Annotated in this window: 13 protein-coding genes; 4 read left to right on the top strand and 9 right to left on the bottom strand. The window is 36.6% G+C overall.

Going from position 1 to position 18346, the window contains the following annotated elements; genetic code table 11:
* Positions 1-30 precede the first annotated feature (30 nt).
* The 4 genes from ACH2CJ_RS13960 to ruvX all read left to right on the top strand — a co-directional run bounded on the left by ACH2CJ_RS13960 (position 31) and on the right by ruvX (position 2688).
* Complete coding sequence (locus ACH2CJ_RS13960) at positions 31-504, top strand: TlpA disulfide reductase family protein (protein WP_394993532.1); 474 nt, start codon at positions 31-33, stop codon at positions 502-504.
* Positions 505-581: 77 nt separating this feature from the next.
* Positions 582-1250 (top strand): thioredoxin family protein, encoded by a 669-nt coding sequence (locus ACH2CJ_RS13955; RefSeq protein WP_394993531.1) that lies wholly within the window; start codon positions 582-584, stop codon positions 1248-1250.
* Positions 1251-1413: 163 nt separating this feature from the next.
* On the top strand, positions 1414-2229 hold the full coding sequence (mazG, locus tag ACH2CJ_RS13950; protein WP_394993530.1) for a nucleoside triphosphate pyrophosphohydrolase: 816 nt from the start codon (positions 1414-1416) through the stop codon (positions 2227-2229).
* A 48-nt stretch (positions 2230-2277) separates the two neighbouring features.
* Positions 2278-2688, top strand: a complete 411-nt coding sequence (gene ruvX / locus ACH2CJ_RS13945; RefSeq protein WP_394993529.1) for a Holliday junction resolvase RuvX — start codon at positions 2278-2280, stop codon at positions 2686-2688.
* A gap of 38 nt (positions 2689-2726) precedes the next feature.
* On the opposite strand, the gene ACH2CJ_RS13940 is transcribed toward ruvX, so the two are convergent.
* The 9 genes from ACH2CJ_RS13940 to ACH2CJ_RS13900 all read right to left on the bottom strand — a co-directional run bounded on the left by ACH2CJ_RS13940 (position 2727) and on the right by ACH2CJ_RS13900 (position 18338).
* The gene (locus tag ACH2CJ_RS13940) at positions 2727-5192 is read right to left on the bottom strand and encodes a bifunctional YncE family protein/alkaline phosphatase family protein (RefSeq protein WP_394993528.1); all 2466 of its coding nucleotides are present in this window, start codon (positions 5190-5192) and stop codon (positions 2727-2729) included.
* A 75-nt stretch (positions 5193-5267) separates the two neighbouring features.
* Positions 5268-6722, bottom strand: a complete 1455-nt coding sequence (locus tag ACH2CJ_RS13935) for a S41 family peptidase (RefSeq protein ID WP_394993526.1) — start codon at positions 6720-6722, stop codon at positions 5268-5270.
* Positions 6723-6864: 142 nt separating this feature from the next.
* Positions 6865-7719: a fumarylacetoacetate hydrolase family protein gene (locus tag ACH2CJ_RS13930; protein ID WP_394993524.1), complete on the bottom strand. Its 855-nt coding sequence runs from the start codon at positions 7717-7719 to the stop codon at positions 6865-6867.
* Between the two features lie 158 nt (positions 7720-7877).
* Positions 7878-9404 (bottom strand): GH3 auxin-responsive promoter family protein, encoded by a 1527-nt coding sequence (locus tag ACH2CJ_RS13925; protein ID WP_394993522.1) that lies wholly within the window; start codon positions 9402-9404, stop codon positions 7878-7880.
* A 64-nt stretch (positions 9405-9468) separates the two neighbouring features.
* A complete protein-coding gene (locus ACH2CJ_RS13920; protein WP_394993520.1) occupies positions 9469-10350 on the bottom strand; it encodes a glycerophosphodiester phosphodiesterase family protein in 882 nt (293 codons plus the stop codon).
* 120 nt (positions 10351-10470) lie between these two features.
* A complete protein-coding gene (locus ACH2CJ_RS13915) occupies positions 10471-12663 on the bottom strand; it encodes a DUF5916 domain-containing protein (RefSeq protein ID WP_394993519.1) in 2193 nt (730 codons plus the stop codon).
* A 155-nt stretch (positions 12664-12818) separates the two neighbouring features.
* Positions 12819-14015, bottom strand: a complete 1197-nt coding sequence (gene porV / locus ACH2CJ_RS13910; RefSeq protein ID WP_394993518.1) for a type IX secretion system outer membrane channel protein PorV — start codon at positions 14013-14015, stop codon at positions 12819-12821.
* Positions 14016-14215: 200 nt separating this feature from the next.
* Positions 14216-17569 carry a type IX secretion system sortase PorU gene (gene porU, locus ACH2CJ_RS13905; RefSeq protein ID WP_394993516.1) on the bottom strand — a complete coding sequence of 1118 codons (3354 nt, stop codon included), beginning with the start codon at positions 17567-17569 and terminating at the stop codon, positions 14216-14218.
* Between the two features lie 73 nt (positions 17570-17642).
* Positions 17643-18338 (bottom strand): SprT-like domain-containing protein, encoded by a 696-nt coding sequence (locus ACH2CJ_RS13900; RefSeq protein ID WP_394993515.1) that lies wholly within the window; start codon positions 18336-18338, stop codon positions 17643-17645.
* Positions 18339-18346 lie beyond the last annotated feature (8 nt).

Genomic DNA, 18346 nt, shown 5'->3' with positions numbered 1-18346 from the left:
TAAATTTACATAATACTTTTTATAATAATTATGAGAATTTTCAAATTGTTATTCGTAACTACTTGTTTTTTAGGCAGTTATAGGCTCTCAGCTCAGAATGTGGAAGTGATAAAATATGCTGACTTAGATAAACTGATGCAAAAAAATGAGGGCATTTATGTTATTAATTTTTGGGCATCGTGGTGTAGTCCTTGTGTTGCCGAAATGCCCAATTTTGAGGCTATAGCCAACGATTTTCGTAAAAATAAAGTAAAGGTTATTTTTATAAGTCTTGATTTTAAGCGAGATTTGGAGAGCGTAAAGAAGTTTGTGGTGGACAAAAAAATCAATTCGCCAGTTTATTTATTGGATGAACCAGATTATGATAGTTGGATTAATAAAGTAAGCAAAGATTGGTCAGGGTCAATTCCTGCTACTTTGATTAGTCAAGGAAGTAAAAAAGAATTTTACGAACAAGCGTTTGATTATCAGACACTTACTGAAAAAATAAAGCACTTTTTTTGAAATAAAATTATTTTCAAAACGTTAATCTGCAGATAGATTTTCCGCTATTCCTAATGTAAATTTAAAATAAAGTAAAAATGAAAAAGCAAATTTTGATTGTGGGGGCAGTGTTGGTTGTAGGAGGTGTATTTTCGACTTATTTTTTCAAAAAAGTTGATGCTGCCCAACTTAAAAAATCACCAACCGTCAAAACTTCCGAAGCACTTGGGTATAATATTGGTGATGTAATCGCTGATTTTAAGCTCAAAAATATTAATGGGAGAATGGTTTCTCTCTCAGAATTTGCTTCTGCCAAAGGTTTTATTGTAATTTTCACCTCAAACCATTGTCCATTTTCAAAATCTTATGAAGACCGAGTAATTGCCCTTGATAATAAATATGCGTCACAAGGCTTTCCTGTTATTGGTATAAACCCCAATGATCCGGAGGCTTATGAAGAAGATTCTTTTGCCAATATGCAAGCACGAGCGAAGGAAAAAGGTTATACATATCCATATTTGGCTGATGATACGCAAACAGTCTCGAAAATGTTTGGAGCCATGCGTACACCACAAGTTTATGTATTGAAAAAAGAAGGAGGCAAAATAGTTGTGCATTATTTAGGTGCAATTGACGATAATGCTCAAGACCCGTCGGGCGTTACGAAGCGGTATGTGGAAGATGCAGTAAATAATCTTTTAACAGGTAAGCCAGTAGTAACAACCATAACCAAAGCCGTTGGTTGTGCAATAAAGTGGAAAAGTTGATTTCAGTCGATGGTCAATTGATCACAAGAACATAGAAAATACGATTTTGATTGCCATCTGTGAAAACGGGTGGCTTTTTTATTTTTATTTGACGAACTTTGCAGAATTAGAAGAATAATCGAAAAATTATTACTCATTCACTCAAAAATTCACTCATTAGCTTATGAGTAACAAACTTCCCCCAATATTCCCTCCGCAACGCATGGAAAAACTCATGGCGTTCGACCGTTTGCTGACCATCATGGACGAACTTCGTGAAAAATGTCCGTGGGACAAAAAGCAAACCATGGATACACTTCGCCATCTGACGATTGAAGAAACTTACGAACTTTCAGACGCTATTTTGGAAAAAGATTTACCCGAAATAAAGAAAGAATTAGGGGATATTATGCTCCATTTAGTATTTTATTCAAAAATTGCTTCCGAAACAGGCGAATTTGATGTAGCAGATGTACTTCATGCGATTTGCGATAAATTGGTTTCTCGTCACCCACATATTTATGGTGATGTGATTGCCGAAACCGAAGAAGAAGTGAAGCGAAATTGGGAGCAATTGAAGCTAAAAGAGGGAAATAAATCGGTTTTGGGTGGTGTGCCACAATCGCTTCCTGCATTGGTAAAAGCAATGAGGATTCAAGAAAAAGCTCGTGGCGTAGGTTTTGATTGGGAAGAAAAAAGCCAAGTTTGGGCGAAGGTTGAAGAAGAAATAGGCGAATTTAAAGAAATGTTTGATGTTGAAAATGATGTAGCCATCGACAAAGAAAAAGCCGAAGCCGAATTTGGGGATCTGCTATTTTCGTTGGTAAATTATGCTCGTTTTATTGACTTAAACCCCGAAACAGCTTTGGAACGTACCAACAAAAAATTTACAAAGCGTTTTCAATACCTCGAACAAAAAGCCAAAGATGCCAACAAAAACCTAAAAGATATGACATTGGCAGAAATGGATGTTTTTTGGGAAGAAGCAAAAAAACTGTAATCAGAAATCTTCAATCTCGTAAGAATTATTTTCTAAATAAACAAAAAATTGCCAAGAATCCTCGCTATTGATTACGGTGCTAAACGAACAGGTTTGGCAGTAACCGACCCCAACAAAATTATTGCTTCGGCACTCGAAACTGTTCCCACAGAAAAACTTTTGGAATTTCTTAAAAAATATGCCCAAAATGAGCCAATTGAGGCTTTTGTGGTTGGAATGCCAAAAAACTTAGACGGTACAAGCACCCACGGTACTGCTTATGTGGAACGATTTATTGTTGAATTAAACACTGCTTTCCCCGAAATACCTGTGCATCTCCACGACGAACGGTTTACTTCAAAAATGGCTGTTCAGACCATGATTGCAGGCGGAATGAAGAAAAAAGACCGCCAAATAAAAGGCAATATTGATAAAATCAGTGCCGTAATTATCTTGCAGAGTTTTATGGAAAGTAGGTAACATACGGCGGGTTTCCTAACCCGCCGTACATAAGTTTCTCAATCATCATCATCATCGTCATCTTTTTTTGCAATTACTACAAAAGCACTTCGACGAGGAGCGGGCATTTTGCTATTTAGTCCACGTACGGTTTGCCAGATAACTTCATTGAAAGCAACATCAGGGGCGGCATCTTCTTTGCTTAAATCCCACATCGAAGATTTTTTGGAGTTGATATTAATTGCCACATTTCTTTCATTCAAATCTATTCCTGCTAACAACGACGTAAAACCTTGACTATTAGGTTTTTGTGAAAAACAACGCCACAAAGGTTTGGCGGCCGCATCATATTGGCTCATTGGCGGAAGCCCTAAAATTAGCTCCATCGTACGAAGAACAGATGTGGTAGAATAGGCAGTGTGGTCAACAAAACCACGTTTCACAAAACCCCCAGCTACATAACATGGCGAACGGTGAGCGTCCACATGGTCGGGGCCATTTTGGGCATCATCTTCCAAAATAAAAACAACCGATTCGTTCCAAATCTTTGATTTTGATAAATGTTCTACAAATCTACCGACAGCCAAATCATTGTCTGCCACGGCAGCTTCGGGGGTTGGCATTCCGATTCTTGCTCCCGAAGTATGGTCATTGCCCATACGAACTGAATTGAATCTTGGAACTTCATTAATAGCAATCAAAGAGTCTAAATCTTTCTCCCAAACACTCTCACGGTCAATATCTTTGTAGCTCAAACTATAATCTTTAAAGTTTTTGCAATAATGTCCCTCCAAAATCTCAACGGTGGCTTTTCCATTAGAAGTAAATTCTCCGTAGGTGCGATAACTAACATTTGCTCTTTTACAAAAATCCCAAATAAAACCATTTTTTGGATGGGCAATTTTTCGACTTCCTTCAAAATCATAATTCCCACCACGGCCACCGTAGCTATTTACCCAAGTTTTTTCTACAAAATCATTGGCATAAGCTGCCGTTGACCAATTATGACCATCGGCACTTACTTCGGCATCAACATAAAAATTATCTAAAAGCACAAATTGTTTAGCCAAAGCGTGCTGGTTTGGTGTGATTTTTTCAGGAAAAAGGCATAATGCCGCATCACCATTACCTTCTTTCATATCGCCCAAAACTTGGTCGTAAGTACGGTTTTCTTTAATGATATAAAAAACATATTTGATGGGTGAGCTCTCCCCTAATTTTGTTGGAATCGGATTGCCTTTTTCTCCTTCTGCTTGACGTTCTACATCTTTATTATAGGGTGAGTTCTCATAGACTAATGATGAATATGCTGCCAAAGTTCGTTCGTCAGGCATATCAATAATCGAAAGTGTACCTTTGAAAAGCCCCCCAATATATTGCAAACCACGATTTGCTTCTGGATTTGCACCTTTCACTTGTGAGGCTTTTGAACTTACAGGATTTGGCCCTTTCGGGTTTGGCAATGATGAAAAACCTTTACCGTTGGTTACAAAAATTTTATCATTAACCAATTTTACCGACGTTGGATACCACCCAGTAGGAATAAAACCCAAAGATTTGCTTTTGCCTTTTTCGGTAACATCAAAAACTGCCAAGCAGTTATTGTCGGCGTTGGCAATGAAAAGTTTTGTTTCGTCATTATTCAAAGCCAAGCCATTGGGCGTAGTGCCGATGGGTGAATTTGGGTACAATGATGCCGATAAACTTTCGATTTTTGTTTTGGTAGACGTCTCAATCAATGAAACCGTATTGTCGTTTCCATGAGCTACAAAAAGATACTTTCCGTCTTTACTTAAAAGTAAGTCATTGGGATTTTTATCAACATTAACTTCTGCCGTAATTAATTGATTGTCAATGTTATAGAACAAAATTTTTGCTCCGCCCCAAAGCGAAATATATAAAGTTTTTTTGTCGGGAGAAAGCAAACAGGTATAAGGCTCGGCGGGCAATTGCACTTGCTTCGTAATTGATTTATCGGCAAGATTGCAAACGTAAAGCGAGCTGTTTTCTTTTGACACCACAAACAAATTTTTGTCTGTAACGCATAAACCTGCTGGGGATATTTTTGTGGGCCACGGTTTACCTAAAACTATTTCAGAATCATTAATCAATTTGCCATTTTCAAGGCGATAAACTAATATTTTATTATCATTTCCACCCGAAACATAAACGTTTTTTTCGTCAGGACTAAAAGCTAAGCCCACCCACGATTTTTCGATAGCTTTATCGTCTAAAATTTGCTCGGTTTGGGCATCAATGAGCGTAATACTTTGCTTTCCTTGACCATTGTTAGTAATTGCTAAATACTTTTTTGACGGGGAAACAACTAAATTTAGCGGTAAATCGTTGGCTAAATTTACACTTCTGCCTGCTGGAGTAAGCGACCAGCCATTAGGTAGTTTTACTCGTTTGTTGGCAAAATCTTTGAGAAGTTCATTGATTTTAGGGTCGTTTGAAGACGCATTTTTGCGGCAGGAGGTAAGTAAGACAATTCCTGAGAGAATTATCCAGAATGTTTTTTTCATAGTTTGAGAAAATTTTGTTGCGTCAAAGATAAAAAACCTTTTGATGTAACTGAATTTACGAAGAAAAATTTATTGTTATTTTTTTAAATAATTCTTTACAAATTCTACCCAATCGGCTTCGTTTTCTCCGATTTTGACATCGGGAGCAATACCAACGTTGTCAATAGCTTTTTGAGCTAAACGTGGATTTTTTGCTAAAGAAAATGCTACTCGCCAGCCGTAACACGGCAAACCCCAATCTCGAACTTCAATATAATCTGCCAAACCCTTTGTGTTTTCTCCAAAAACTATTGTTTTACTACTTTGTTTTGCTTCTAAAATAAACTGCTCTGCTGTACTTGCAGTATTTTTATTAACTAAAAAAGCTACCTTTTTAGGGTTCGCCATCACTTTTCCAGAAGCAAATTCTTTGTCTGGACCATTAATAAATTTGCCTTTATTTACTTCCATCTGTTGCACAACGTACTGTAATTTAGGTGTAAGTCGTTCTTTATAAATAGGATATTCTTGAATTGCTTCTAACTCATGCTTGAGCGAAATGATGTTTTCGTCTGTTGACCGAAAAATACCTCCTTTTCTTATAATCGAACTCGTTGCAATATAAGGAAACAATGCCGTGAAGGCGGCATCATCGCCCCCTGGATTATTACGCAAATCAATGATTAAATTAGGCGTATTTTTCAAAACTTCCTCATTTGCCATTAGCAATTCTTGCACAAATTCGGGGGCATTGGGTAGAGTAAAAGGCGGTAAAACAAGAAAAACTGTTTCATTATCTATTTTTTCGATACGATAATCAGCAATTCGGTGTAGTAGATCTTCATTGTTTATTTCTTCTTTTGGAATAGGAAAAATCTTGTTGAATTTATAGATATTTTCTATGATTAAGAAGTTTTTTATTTCACGAGTAAAGTTTTTTTCGTTCGAAAAATCGGCATAATAATAATTGGTTACATATTTTAAAGGAGCTACTTGGAGCATTTCAAACTTGGCTTTACCTGCTTTCCAGGCGGCATCACGGTCTGCTAAAAGAAAGCCGGTAAACTTTTTTGGATTAGCTTTGTCTTTCAAAATACCAATTTTATATGCCTTATCATCACTTTCCCAAATCCCTTCAACGGATTGTAATTTTGCTTCATTTTCTTTCAAATATTGTGTAAAATTAGTTTCGTTAAATGCCAATTGAGGCACTTTTGCCGCTCGACTTGCTATAACTTCGGGTAAATCATTAACGGTATAAGGTGTAATTGGGCTAATAAAAAGATGACCATCTTTGAAGAAATCAAACCATTTTTTTTGTAGAAAAAAACACTCACGCTCATTAGTAATTTTTTTTGCTGCTTCTCGAACCTCTTGCGTGAGTTTATCAAATTCGGCTTGGTTTTGTGGCGTAATTTTATCGCTCCAACCAGCATAATTATCTTTAATTTTTTGATAAGCAAAATCAAAGTTCTGTGAACAAAGACACGCTTGTTGCGAAAAACTTAAATGACTGACTATCAGGCAGATAAATAATAAAAACTTTTTCATTTTGGGCTTGATATTTTTGTAGAAAAAAGGGCTATAATCGTCCCTAAAATTAGATGATTTTAAGGTTATATTCTAAAAATATCAATAAAAAAGCCACATTACTTATAAATGTGGCTTTCTAATAAATGCTTTTATTTGTTTTTTACACATAGGCTACAGCAGTCTGCTTTTGTGTACCCAAATTTTCGATTCCTAACTCTACAATATCACCTGCTTTTAGGTAGCGTGGTGGTTTGAAACCAAGACCTACGCCAGCGGGAGTTCCTGTAGAAATAACATCGCCAGGAAGCAGAGTCATAAATTGACTTAGATAACTCACAATGACAGAAATATCAAAAATCATATCGTCAGTGTTAGAATCTTGCAGTAATTCATCGTTTACTTTTAGCCAAAGTCTCAAATTTTGTGGGTCGCCTACTTCGTCTATTGTTGCCAAAAATGGCCCGAGTGGAGCAAAAGTATCGCAACCTTTTCCTTTTGCCCACTGTCCGCCACGTTCCAACTGAAATTCACGCTCGCTATAATCATTGTGCAAGCAATAGCCCGCAATATAATTCATCGCATCTTCTTGGCTCACATAACTTGCTTTCTTGCCAATGACAAAAGCCAATTCAACTTCCCAATCGGTTTTAACAGAGTTTTTGGGAATAATTACATCATCGTTTGGCCCACAAAGTGCCGAACTTGCTTTCAAAAAAACAACGGGTTCAGTTGGTTTTGGCATACTCGACTCCAAAGCGTGTTTGGCATAATTCAATCCAATACAAATAATTTTTGATGGACGAGCTACGCACGAGGCTAAACGTATATCATCGGCTACTTCGGCACAGTTTTCCAAATTGGTTTCAAGCCAATCGGCTAATCTTGGAATGCCGTTGGTGGCAAAGAAGTTTTCGTTATAATCTTCGCCAAAGGCTGATACATCAATTTTTTTTCCATCGGAAAGAATAATACCAGTTTTTTCTTTGGTTGGTTCACCAAAACGGAATAGTTTCATCTTTAATTTTGAATGAGTGATTGTTAGAATGAGTGAATGTTGGGAATATTTACGAATTACGAGCGGTTCGCCACTGCGATTACGAATGACAGCGATATAACTATTTGATTATCAATGATTTACTTTTTTAATCTTAAATCGTCATTCGCAAATAATTTTTATGCTAATTCATTGACCATCAATAATATATCATCTAAATATTCTCGTGAATTACTTAGGCGTGGAACTTTGTTTTGTCCACCTAATTTACCTCGTTTCGACATCCAATGGTAAAATGTGCCGTTTTCTACGAAATGGACTTTTGGTGGCAAAAGAGCCATGTCTTTGTAGCGTTTGGCATCATAATCGGAGTTTATTTTGCGAAGTGTATCGTCTAAAACCTTAATAAAAACTACTTCGTTATCAGGTTTTTGCGAGCATTCGATTATCCATTCATGACGACCTTTGCTGCCGTCGCCCATATAAACTGGCCCAGCCGTATAGTCCACAATGCTTGCATTTGCTGCAGCACAGGCTTCCGTAATAGCCTCATCGGCATTTTCAATAACAATTTCTTCACCAAAAGCATTGATAAAGTGCTTAGTGCGACCGCTCACTTTGATTCGATAAGGGTCAAGCGACGTAAACTTGATAGTATCTCCAATTTTATATCGCCATAAACCGGCATTGGTCGAAATCACCAAAGCATAATTTTTGTCTAATTCTATTTCTTCCAATGTCAGCGTTTTAGGATGCTCTTTGTCCCATTCCTCCATTGGAATAAATTCATAAAAAACGCCATAATCAAGCATCAAAAGCATTTCACCAACTCTACCAAGTTCATCCTGAATAGCAAAAAAACCCTCAGAAGCATTATAAGTTTCGAGATAAGTTACTTGGTCTGATGGGAAAAGTTTGGTTCGAAATAAATCTCGATATGGCTGAAAAGCAACGGCTCCATGTACAAAAACCTCAAAATTAGGCCAAATTTCAAGCATATTCTTCTTGCCTGACCGTTCCAACATATTTTCGAGTAATACCACCGTCCAAGTTGGCACGCCCAGAATACTCGTCACGTTTTCGGGCGTACAAATCTGAATCATTTGCTCCATTTTTTGCTCCCAATTGTCTAATAATGCAATTTCACTTGGGGGAGTACGAATAAAATCGGCCCATGCAGGAAGATTTTTGGTAATTACTGCCGAAATATCGCCCGCTTGGGTTTCAATATTATAAGGATTTGGGTGTAAAGTTCCGCCAATCGAAAGACCTTTTCCTTCATACAGTTTTGAATCAGGACGGTTATGAAAATAGAGGGTCATCATATCCTTACCTCCACGATAATGACAATCTTCGAGCGATTCGTCGGAAACGGGAATAAATTTACTGCGTGAATTGGTTGTACCAGAAGATTTTGAAAACCATTTTATGTCTGATGCCCAAAGTATATTCTGCTCGCCTTTCAAGACACGCTCAATATATGGAAAAAGCTCTTCGTAAGTCGAAATAGGCACTCTTTCCTGAAAATCTTTGATGGTATCAACGCTATTGTAGTCGTATTTCAAGCCCCATTCTGTATAACGAGCATTTTCGATAAGGTCATGAAAAACCCGATGCTGCGTATCAATCGGGTGTCGCAAAAACTCTTCAATACGTTCGATGCGGCGTTTGATAAAAAAGCTGAGAACGTCGTTTAGGAGTGCCATTGGATTTGAAATATTACTTACTCAAGGTTGAATTTTGCGGAAAATTAAGGTTTTTTTCTGACTCTCACAAACCTTTTGCACGGTCGGGATAGTCGGTAATGAGTCCATCGCAACCCAAAGCCTTCACTTTTTCCATTTCTTCACGCTTATTTACTGTCCATGGGATAACTTTTATGCCTAAATCATGTAATTGCTTTATACGAGTTTCATTTAATTGCATAAAATATGGACTCCAAATAGGTGGTTTAAAACCTAGTTTGTCTAAATTGGGTTGTATGTCATTATTATCAGTTGGCTCAATTAAAGCTGCAAGAGCAATTTTTTGATACTTCCCTGTTTCCATTTGTTTGTGCCAATGCTTCAAAACGTTATAATCGAAACTTTGTAAAGTTACTCTTTCGACGGGTAGTTGTTGGATAATAACTTTATAAACTAAATCAGAAAATTCGGCAACTTGTGGCTGCGATTTGTCGTATTCTTTTTCCTCGCTTTTTATTTCGATGTTATATTTTAAAGGCGGAACACCTTTAGCCTTAGCATACTTTTCACTTTCCCGAATCATGTCTTTCAGTAAAGGCTTATAAGTACTTGTTTTTTTTTGCTCGGGAAAATTTTTATTACCTCTTGACCCTACGTCAAATCTTTTAATATCTTGATAATCAAGTAAATATAAGTTGCCAGAAGTTTTTTTAGTAACAAATTCTCCTTTAGGGTCGGTCGTGCAGTCGGGGTTGAAAAAAGGGTCGTGCGAAACGACCACCTGCTTATCTTTTGAAATAACCACATCTAATTCGAGTGTTTGCACGCCCAAATCTATTGCTTTTTTGAAAGCAGGAATAGTATTTTCGGGCATTAGTCCACGACTGCCACGATGCCCCTGAATCTCAAAATTCATAGTTTGAGCAAAGGTTAAAGTAGGAAATAAAATGAGGAGTAAGGCTTTCATTATTTTCGAATTAAGATTTGCGAATTACAATTTGTAAATTGTTTGACTAAATTCATGCATAAATTGCTGACTATCAGAAACGTATATGATTTTTACTCGAAATTCGTAAATCGTAAGTTTTTAAATATTCCACCAATAAGTAAATTTCAAAACCAAAGCTCGGTTTCGAACTTGGAAAGTATCAGAATAATAGTTGTCGGTATAAACCAAAAATAAATCTGACGCTGGACTATAACGCCACTGAAGTCGAGTATTTAGATTGACGTTTTTGTTTTGATTGTTGAACTGGATAAAGTTAGTGAAAAATAATTTATTTGTAAAAGTAACATCAATTCTAGGTCCAACAAGCCAAAAATTATATTGTTTATTGACCAATTCTTTTGGTAAAATAGGGTCGGATTTAAAATCCAGATGATTGTAATTGGCATTCATCGTGATAGCTACATAAGGCTGAAAACGGTAACCAACTTCACCATTAAGGCGGAGACGTGTTCCGTTGGCATAGTAGCCACCATATCGGCTCGAGACCAAGTAAGTAAGTAGCGATTGGGGCTTCGATGTGTAATCAAGTCCAAAAGAATTCCATTTGTGCTCACTATTCCGAGGCAAGAAAACTCCTGCAAAATTCGTTGGGTCAAAAGGCCTTAATAAATACACATAATTATGAGCCACCCACGCCATCAAGGTATTGGTTTTTCTAAAGTTTATTCGGTAGGATATAAATTTTTCATTTTCAGTTTCTTGCGAAAAATCTTTTGTAAAATAGTGCGTCAGCATGGCAGTTGGGCCATGGCTCAAAATATTTTTCGATTTTGGAAAAAACAAATAACCAACTTGAGGATTTATTTTCCCGTAGTTGATCCGTGGTACATAACCCACTTCAGCAGTGTAATTGTTGCCCACATTCTCAAATTCAAATCCTGTCGTCAACCTTTTATTGGTATACAATATATTTCCTGCAAAAACGCCGTCATCCTTTTTTGCATTCGGGCTAAATGCCTTAAAATACATCAGTTTTCCTGTCCAAGCGTTGTTTTGTGAAAGCAAATTATACTCAATCGCTAAGTTTCGATTATATTCATTGACTGTTTTTTTGTCGGCAACTGACTGATAATCAATGGTTTGCTTGTTTATCAACATCACTGCAATATTTGAACGGGCAAAAACCTGTCGTTGCAAAGCAATTACGCCAAAGTTTTGGGCGTTTGAGACTGCATCACTTTTTCCAGTTTGCATGTCCATAATACCAATTCTCCAATCTTTATTGAGTTTTCCACTTACTCTTGCCCCAAATTTAATGGGCGTATTTAAACCGATTCGACGTGAAAAAAACGGACGAAGATTCTGATAACCAAAGTTGGAAAATAAATCGCCATTTTCTAAGAAAAACTGCCTTCTTTCGGGAAAAAACAACTCAAATCGGTCGAGATTTGTTTGCTGTTGGTCAACTTCAACTTGCGAAAAATCTGGGTTGACCGTTAAATCAAGATTCAATGAAGAAGTAAGACCAACTTTTGCATCGAAGCCAATATCGCCTCTGTAATTGGTTGGAAGCTTTTTGTCTTGGTTTCGGCTTATTCCACCCAAAATATAAGGAATAACCGAGATATTTGAGGTAGCCGTTGGCGGTGCTTCGTCCCAAATTAATGAAGCTGCATATGCAAGCGATGCCGTCGGAAACTGGCGTGGCACTGGAGCCCAAGACGATTTTTCGGTCGTTTTTAAGTCTAAACGACTAAAGTTTACACCCCAACGGGTAATTCCTTTTTTATAACGCAGGGTTTTGAACGGAATGGCACATTCCCAAACCCATTTTTCGTCGTCATATTTTACTTCCGAAACCCACTTGTTTTCCCACGTCAAACTTATATTACTTCCATTAAACATCAGACCGTCCCATTGAGCTCCCATGGCATTAGAGCCAAACGAAAAACCATTGGTTTGGTCGTTAAAAGTATCTAAAAATAGTAAATCGTTGTCGTTTTTGCCAAAATTGAAATCTCGTTTTAAAGATTCTACCATATATGGCCCAGGTAGTTTGTCATAATTGGTAAAAACAACATAAAGATTTTTGTCATCATAAGTCATTTTTACATCGGTACGTACTTTTGCATAAGACGTATCCATGGGCAAAACTTGATAAAAATCGGTAGCTAATTGAGCATCCGCCCAGCCTTTTTCATTAACAACACCATCAATTTTTATGGGCGATGTAGCTCGGTGAATATGGTATTCGACTTTGTCGTTTTTCTTTTGTGCGAAAGAAAAAATGCTTAGAAATAGAAAAGTAGCGGTCAGAGAGGTTTTAAACATTCTTACTTATGGTTTTTGTCTTAAACAAATTTAGTCAGAAAAGGCTAAATGTATAGAAATATACGCCCAAATCCCTAAAATATGCGACCAATTTAAAAAAAAACGTCGGCAGAATTCAAAATCCTGCTGACGTTAATATTTCATATTATTATTACTCAATTATCTACGCCAGTGCCTTCAGTTGGATTACTTACTTTTTTAGCTTCCATATCAAATATCAATGAAACCCTCCAAGTATTAGCCAATGGGCTACCCTGTGTAGTCGGTACTAAGTATGCTAAGTCAATACCGTAACTATTTTTTATTCTGAAACCTAAACCCATTGTTGCATATTTTCTACCGCCTTTTGCATTGCTTTCTGCAAAATATCCACCACGAACGGCAAAAATATTATTATACCAATATTCTACACCGAATGAACCCGTAAATTCTCTTAATTCTTCTTTAAATCCATCGGGAGCATCGTTGAATGAACCAAAAATTCCTGAGATAACTCCTGTTGTTTGAGGGTCTTTTCCTTTCACGATTACTCCTGTATTATTTCTCAAAGGTGGAGTTGGCACTAAAAGTTTATTTACATCAACCAAAAAATTGAATTGGTTATGGGCATCAATTTTATAATTCAAGCCACCACCGAGTTTAAGATTTGTAGGTAAATAATAAGCATCTCTACCATAATTTACTTTACCACCAAGATTTTGAATAACTGCTCCTGCCGAGTATATTACGCCCTTGTCCTTGCTTGTTGCACTTGGTTTTTCTTTTACATAATAGAACGAAATATCTCCTGCAACAGTATTGGCTGGCTTGCTTGATGAGTTATTTACTACTTGTGAACCAATAAGATTTGAATGAATATATTTTAGATTCAGACCCATCGAAAAATCTCTTCCTAACTTTCGGCTGTAACCACCCGCAATATTAAATTCTCTTGATTGGAAAGTTCCGTTGGGTTGTCCAGTAGCTGTTGTAAATTGTATCTCGCCTTGATTAAAATAAGTCATCGAAAGCCCTAATGCTTGGTCTTTTGCTGCTTTTTTGAAGATAGAAGCATGAATCAGGCCCATATCATCAACCAAATCGCGTAGCCAAGGAGTGTATGAAACGGTTGAACCAATGCTTTTATCGATAAACGCCAATTTTGCCGTATTCCAATACATTGAGTTGGCATCAGGTGTTGAAGCTACGCCCGCATCGCCCATTGATGCACCTCTCGAATCGGGAGAAATAGTAAGAAAAGGCACAGCAGGCACAATAACTCTTTGTTGGCTTTTATTATTTACTTGTGCTTGGCTCGTCAAGGTATTCATCAAAACTACACTTGCCAAAGCGGTTAATAATTTACGTTTCATGTGAGACTTTTTAATATTCTACCTTCTGATTAAGGTTTTTTATAGTATTTACAGTATTCTATTTACAATTTTTGAACGGTTGTTTGGTGCAATGGCGATTTACGAGTGCTTGAAAAATATATGTTAATACTATGTGCCGCTAAATCTCGTAATTCGTATAATGTTTCAAAAATAAGGTCAAATATAACAGATTTTCTTAATTACTTCCAAAAAACCATTTTCCCTGATGCGGTACTTGTTGTGTTTTCGGTAGAAGAATGGGCAGAAATTCGGTAAAAATAGATGCCTTTTATCCAGTTTTTTGGCTCAATATTCATGCCAAGGTTTACTGTTTTGTCGCAAGAATAACAGGTTTCGTGTTTTTCAAAAACAACTTTTCCTAAACCATCAAAAACTTCGATTTTGAATGTTAAATCTTGATTTTCAGCATTATGTTCGATGTGAAAATTACTTAACTCTTCAAATGGATTTGGAAAATTATAAACGCTCAAAATCTTGAATTTTTCGCTTTCTACTATAAACTTTAACGATACTTCGGCAGAATTATTATAGGTATCCCAAACTTTTAATTTAACGGTATATGCTCCCGCAGGTAGTTTGCCAAAAGCGTATTTGATGATTCCTTTCGTATAATCATTTTCACTCGTAAAGTATTGATTAGCAACTATTTGTAAGGTATCATTGAGTGTCAAAAGCATTTCATGCCCGATGCCTGCTTGGGAAATATTGATGCCATTTTCGTCTGAAACATCAGCTTTCAGCACATTGTTTCCATCAACAGAAAGGCTTATTTTGGGGGCTTGCGTGTCGCTTTCGATGTTTGTCTCGCTGCCGCCAATCATTAGTTCGCCGTAACTTCCAATCGCATCGGCGGTGCTATCAGCCAAAACTGCATAGAAATTTACTTTTCCTTGCCCCAATTGATAATTTATGTCTTTGGGTACGATGAAATTAACTTTGAAAATACCATTTTTGACTTCAACTTTTCCTTCAAAAATTTGATTTCGATAAACTTTGTATAAAAACTTCCCATCTTTTTTCTGATTCAAGGTACTCACCTCCGAAGGTTTATCAAAAACAGAAATAAGTATTTTTCCATTAAAATCTGTTCGGCGAGTGCTATTGACTAAGTTTAAAATTTCTCCTTCGAATTGTACTTTCGATAAAGCCTTTAATGTTTGCTTTTCGGGACTTTGGCCATTAATTTTTGTTAAAACAATTTTGTCTTTTGGGTAAGCCAATTTCATTGAAGGGTCGCCCAAAAGAGAGAAGTTTCGGTTGATTACACCACTAAAAGAATTATTTTTTGTTTGTTTCAAAATATCGCCCAAACGTAACGAATTATTGCTATTTTTAGTCGAGAGAGCCTTGTAAAATGCCGAATTTAGTAAATAATTAGTGTTAGAATATACGGGGCGAGTGGTAGTAAGTAAGCCAATTGCCGCCCCTCGAGGACTAAGCATTGCCATTTCTGCACCCGAAACATTAGCAGGGTCGTCGAAACGCCCAAATGAACAAGTGGCAGTCAGAAAAAGTGGCATATTATTCAGATTTCGCCAATTTTGAATTTGTTCTCTGGTCAAAATCTTTTCTTCTGTCCAACCGTCTGTGCCACCATGCCCACTATAATTGATAATAAGTGAACCTTCATTGACCGCTTTATTGAGTGCTTTGTTTACTTGTGGGGCAATTGCTCCATTAGCCGTAGCTATTTGCGGAAAAGCATCAACGTATATCTTGTTAACTATCAGGTGTTTATTTGTTTCTGCTGTTAGTTTTGAAATATCGTCTGCATCTTTTTGGTGAATATTATTGTCGCCATCATCAGCTACAAAACTGATTTTTTCTCGCCAATTACCAACAGTTTTTGGGTTATTAGCATAGAAAATTAGCTTATCAACCACGTTTTTTGCTTCGTCTTCAGTTTTTACGGGCAAACGTCCGATGCCGATTTCGAGGGTATGATTTCCGATTTCATTTTCAATCCATTGACCTTCAGTTTCTTCAAAAAATCCAAAATAGTCGTCCGATGCGTAGCTTCTTACTGGGTCGAGCGATTCACGACTTTCGTAAGTCGGAATCATCAAATTGGTGTTGACAGACGAGTATTGAATGATGTTTTTATAATCAAAAGTAGCATCGCCAAAAAGTAATAAATATTTAAATTTTTGAGAATTTTTCAACCATAAAAAACGAGCAAAATCTCGAATGGCACTCAGGTCAGGTTTACCTGATGAAAATTCGTTATAAATCTCGTCAATACTCACAACTATGACAGACAAACCATCATTTTTTCTACGAAAATCTGCTAACTTTTCTGCTTGTTCTCGCCAGTTTTTTACTGTAACTACCAACAAATCAGGTGTTTGTGATTGTTGAATGTTTTGATTAGTTATTTTTTGTATATTATTTGGTTCGATTAAATTATTCTCCGAAAAAAGTAAAAAAGTTTTCAAAACATCACTTGTTTCTACGCCAAAACTTGCTTCTAAGTTGTTTGTTTGAATAGAAATATTTTCAGGAATCAGAGGATTGGTTATATTCCAAATTCTTTGTTGAAGACTCACTTGTGAAATTACAAAATTGGTGGTCTTATTTGCTAAACTTTCTATCGAACGAACGACAGTTTGTTGGTCATAAAACTGTAACTTTCGCTTAGTTTGAATCTCAAAATAGTTCAAATAAGCAACTGATGAATTTTGACCATTTTTATCGAAAATAAAGCTAAGTTTTTGAGTATTTTTTCCGTTGGAAATGCTTGAAAATGTTTGAATGTTTTCATTGCCTTTGACTTCATAAGTTCCTGCACCAATCGTTCTTAAATTTTGAGTGCCAATCAATGAATCGGTATTTAATTTTATACTGACTTTGGTTGGCACAAATGAAGTTCCCAATACAGCAGAAGTAATTTTAATGACAGAATTGGGCAAAATCCCTTCGGTTTTTAGCTCGAAATTTTGTTCGTTACTTAATCCGAAAGACTCGCCGTACCATTCACGCCCCGAACCACCCAAATCTTTACCACCTAAACTAACGATATTTCGTTGGTCAATTTCATGAAAACTAAAATTATCGAAGCTATTGACCGATTTTGTAGCGGCTACTAAAGCCTGATTTTTGATGCGTAACCCTTTTGTGTCAGAAATATTTAAAAAACAAAAAGTAGAATCAGAGTAAGGGTTGTTTTGATGAGTAAATTGCTGATTATCAGTGTTGTAAATTACTTGATGTGTGCTTTCGGCATAGAAAATAATGTAGTCGGAAGCATCAAATTTTCCATCATTTTCACCAACAACTTCAATAGCATTTTCGGTTAAATCTGTTGGACGAGGAATATTATTAGCTTGGGGAAGCAAACCACCTCCATTTCCATAAATTCGAAGGTTTTGAGGATTGACTTTTGAAATATCAATGCCTGCTCTTTTCAAAAAATTAGCATCAATTTTGTGTACGCCCATACGTGTGGTGGCTATTTTATACCATTCGCCTTTGGAAAGTACGGAAGGTTGGGCGTATGAGGATAAATAGGGAAATAGCAAAAAAAGGAAGAACATTGCTGCTTGCCGAATTTTCGATTTCGATATTTTTTTTAATAGATACAAATGCTGATTTTTGACTAATAACTGTTTACTGAATAAGCTTTACCCTTGCCGTTGCTAAAATAGTATATCGTTTTTTAGATTTTTTTTCCAAACACAAAACCCTCGTGCGGCGTATTTCTAATTTCTGAAAAACGTTGTTTCTAAACATAAACCATTGATTGTCAGTAAGTTCTGCCAAAGACACTTCATTCTCTTCTTTCACATCAAAACTCCGCAACGCCTCAAATAAAGGGGCATAACTCACCGACGAGGCGGCAGGGTTTTGCATATATTGACTCAAGGGAATGAGTACCTTCTCAGGAAAAACGTTTAAATTGAGGATTGGTGTCATCAAATCCTGAAATTTTTTTTTCCATTCTTTGCCGTGAGGCTCAATTTTACGCCTGCTTTTGTCGAGCCAAGCTCTTTGGTGAGCAATTTCGTGTATATACGTTATCAAAAAAGCATAATGATGTAGGTCATGATTAACGGTGATTTTGTGCTGTCCGTCACGAAAAGTATAATTTCCGAAACAACTGCTACGAGTACGAGAAATCTTGAATGAAAAGGGCTGTGATTGCCATAATTTGAAACAATATTCTACGGCAGTTTCTGGTACGTGTTTTTCCAAAATCTCCTGCATTTTTTTTACAATAGCGGGCGTTGGTGGGTCGAGGTTAAATACCGCAGGATTTGCCTCTATAACTTTTTGAACTTTTTTAAAGAAATTTGAAAGAGACATAAATTACG

This window comes from Emticicia sp., from assembly GCF_043780375.1.
Taxonomy (GTDB): domain Bacteria; phylum Bacteroidota; class Bacteroidia; order Cytophagales; family Spirosomataceae; genus Emticicia.
Note: the sequence above shows the minus strand (reverse complement) of the source record. Positions and strands in the feature narration are given on the sequence as shown.

Bases quoted from the DNA above. Each gene is read 5' to 3' on its own strand.
- porV (WP_394993518.1), bottom strand. From the start codon at position 14,015: ATGAAACGTAAATTATTAACCGCTTTGGCAAGTGTAGTTTTGATGAAT.
- ACH2CJ_RS13930 (WP_394993524.1), bottom strand. From the start codon at position 7,719: ATGAAACTATTCCGTTTTGGTGAACCAACCAAAGAAAAAACTGGTATT.
- ACH2CJ_RS13935 (WP_394993526.1), bottom strand. From the start codon at position 6,722: ATGAAAAAGTTTTTATTATTTATCTGCCTGATAGTCAGTCATTTAAGT.
- ACH2CJ_RS13915 (WP_394993519.1), bottom strand. From the start codon at position 12,663: ATGTTTAAAACCTCTCTGACCGCTACTTTTCTATTTCTAAGCATTTTT.
- ACH2CJ_RS13925 (WP_394993522.1), bottom strand. From the start codon at position 9,404: ATGGCACTCCTAAACGACGTTCTCAGCTTTTTTATCAAACGCCGCATC.
- porU (WP_394993516.1), bottom strand. From the start codon at position 17,569: ATGTTCTTCCTTTTTTTGCTATTTCCCTATTTATCCTCATACGCCCAA.
- ACH2CJ_RS13955 (WP_394993531.1), top strand. From the start codon at position 582: ATGAAAAAGCAAATTTTGATTGTGGGGGCAGTGTTGGTTGTAGGAGGT.
- ACH2CJ_RS13960 (WP_394993532.1), top strand. From the start codon at position 31: ATGAGAATTTTCAAATTGTTATTCGTAACTACTTGTTTTTTAGGCAGT.
- ACH2CJ_RS13900 (WP_394993515.1), bottom strand. From the start codon at position 18,338: ATGTCTCTTTCAAATTTCTTTAAAAAAGTTCAAAAAGTTATAGAGGCA.
- ACH2CJ_RS13920 (WP_394993520.1), bottom strand. From the start codon at position 10,350: ATGAAAGCCTTACTCCTCATTTTATTTCCTACTTTAACCTTTGCTCAA.
- mazG (WP_394993530.1), top strand. From the start codon at position 1,414: ATGAGTAACAAACTTCCCCCAATATTCCCTCCGCAACGCATGGAAAAA.
- ACH2CJ_RS13940 (WP_394993528.1), bottom strand. From the start codon at position 5,192: ATGAAAAAAACATTCTGGATAATTCTCTCAGGAATTGTCTTACTTACC.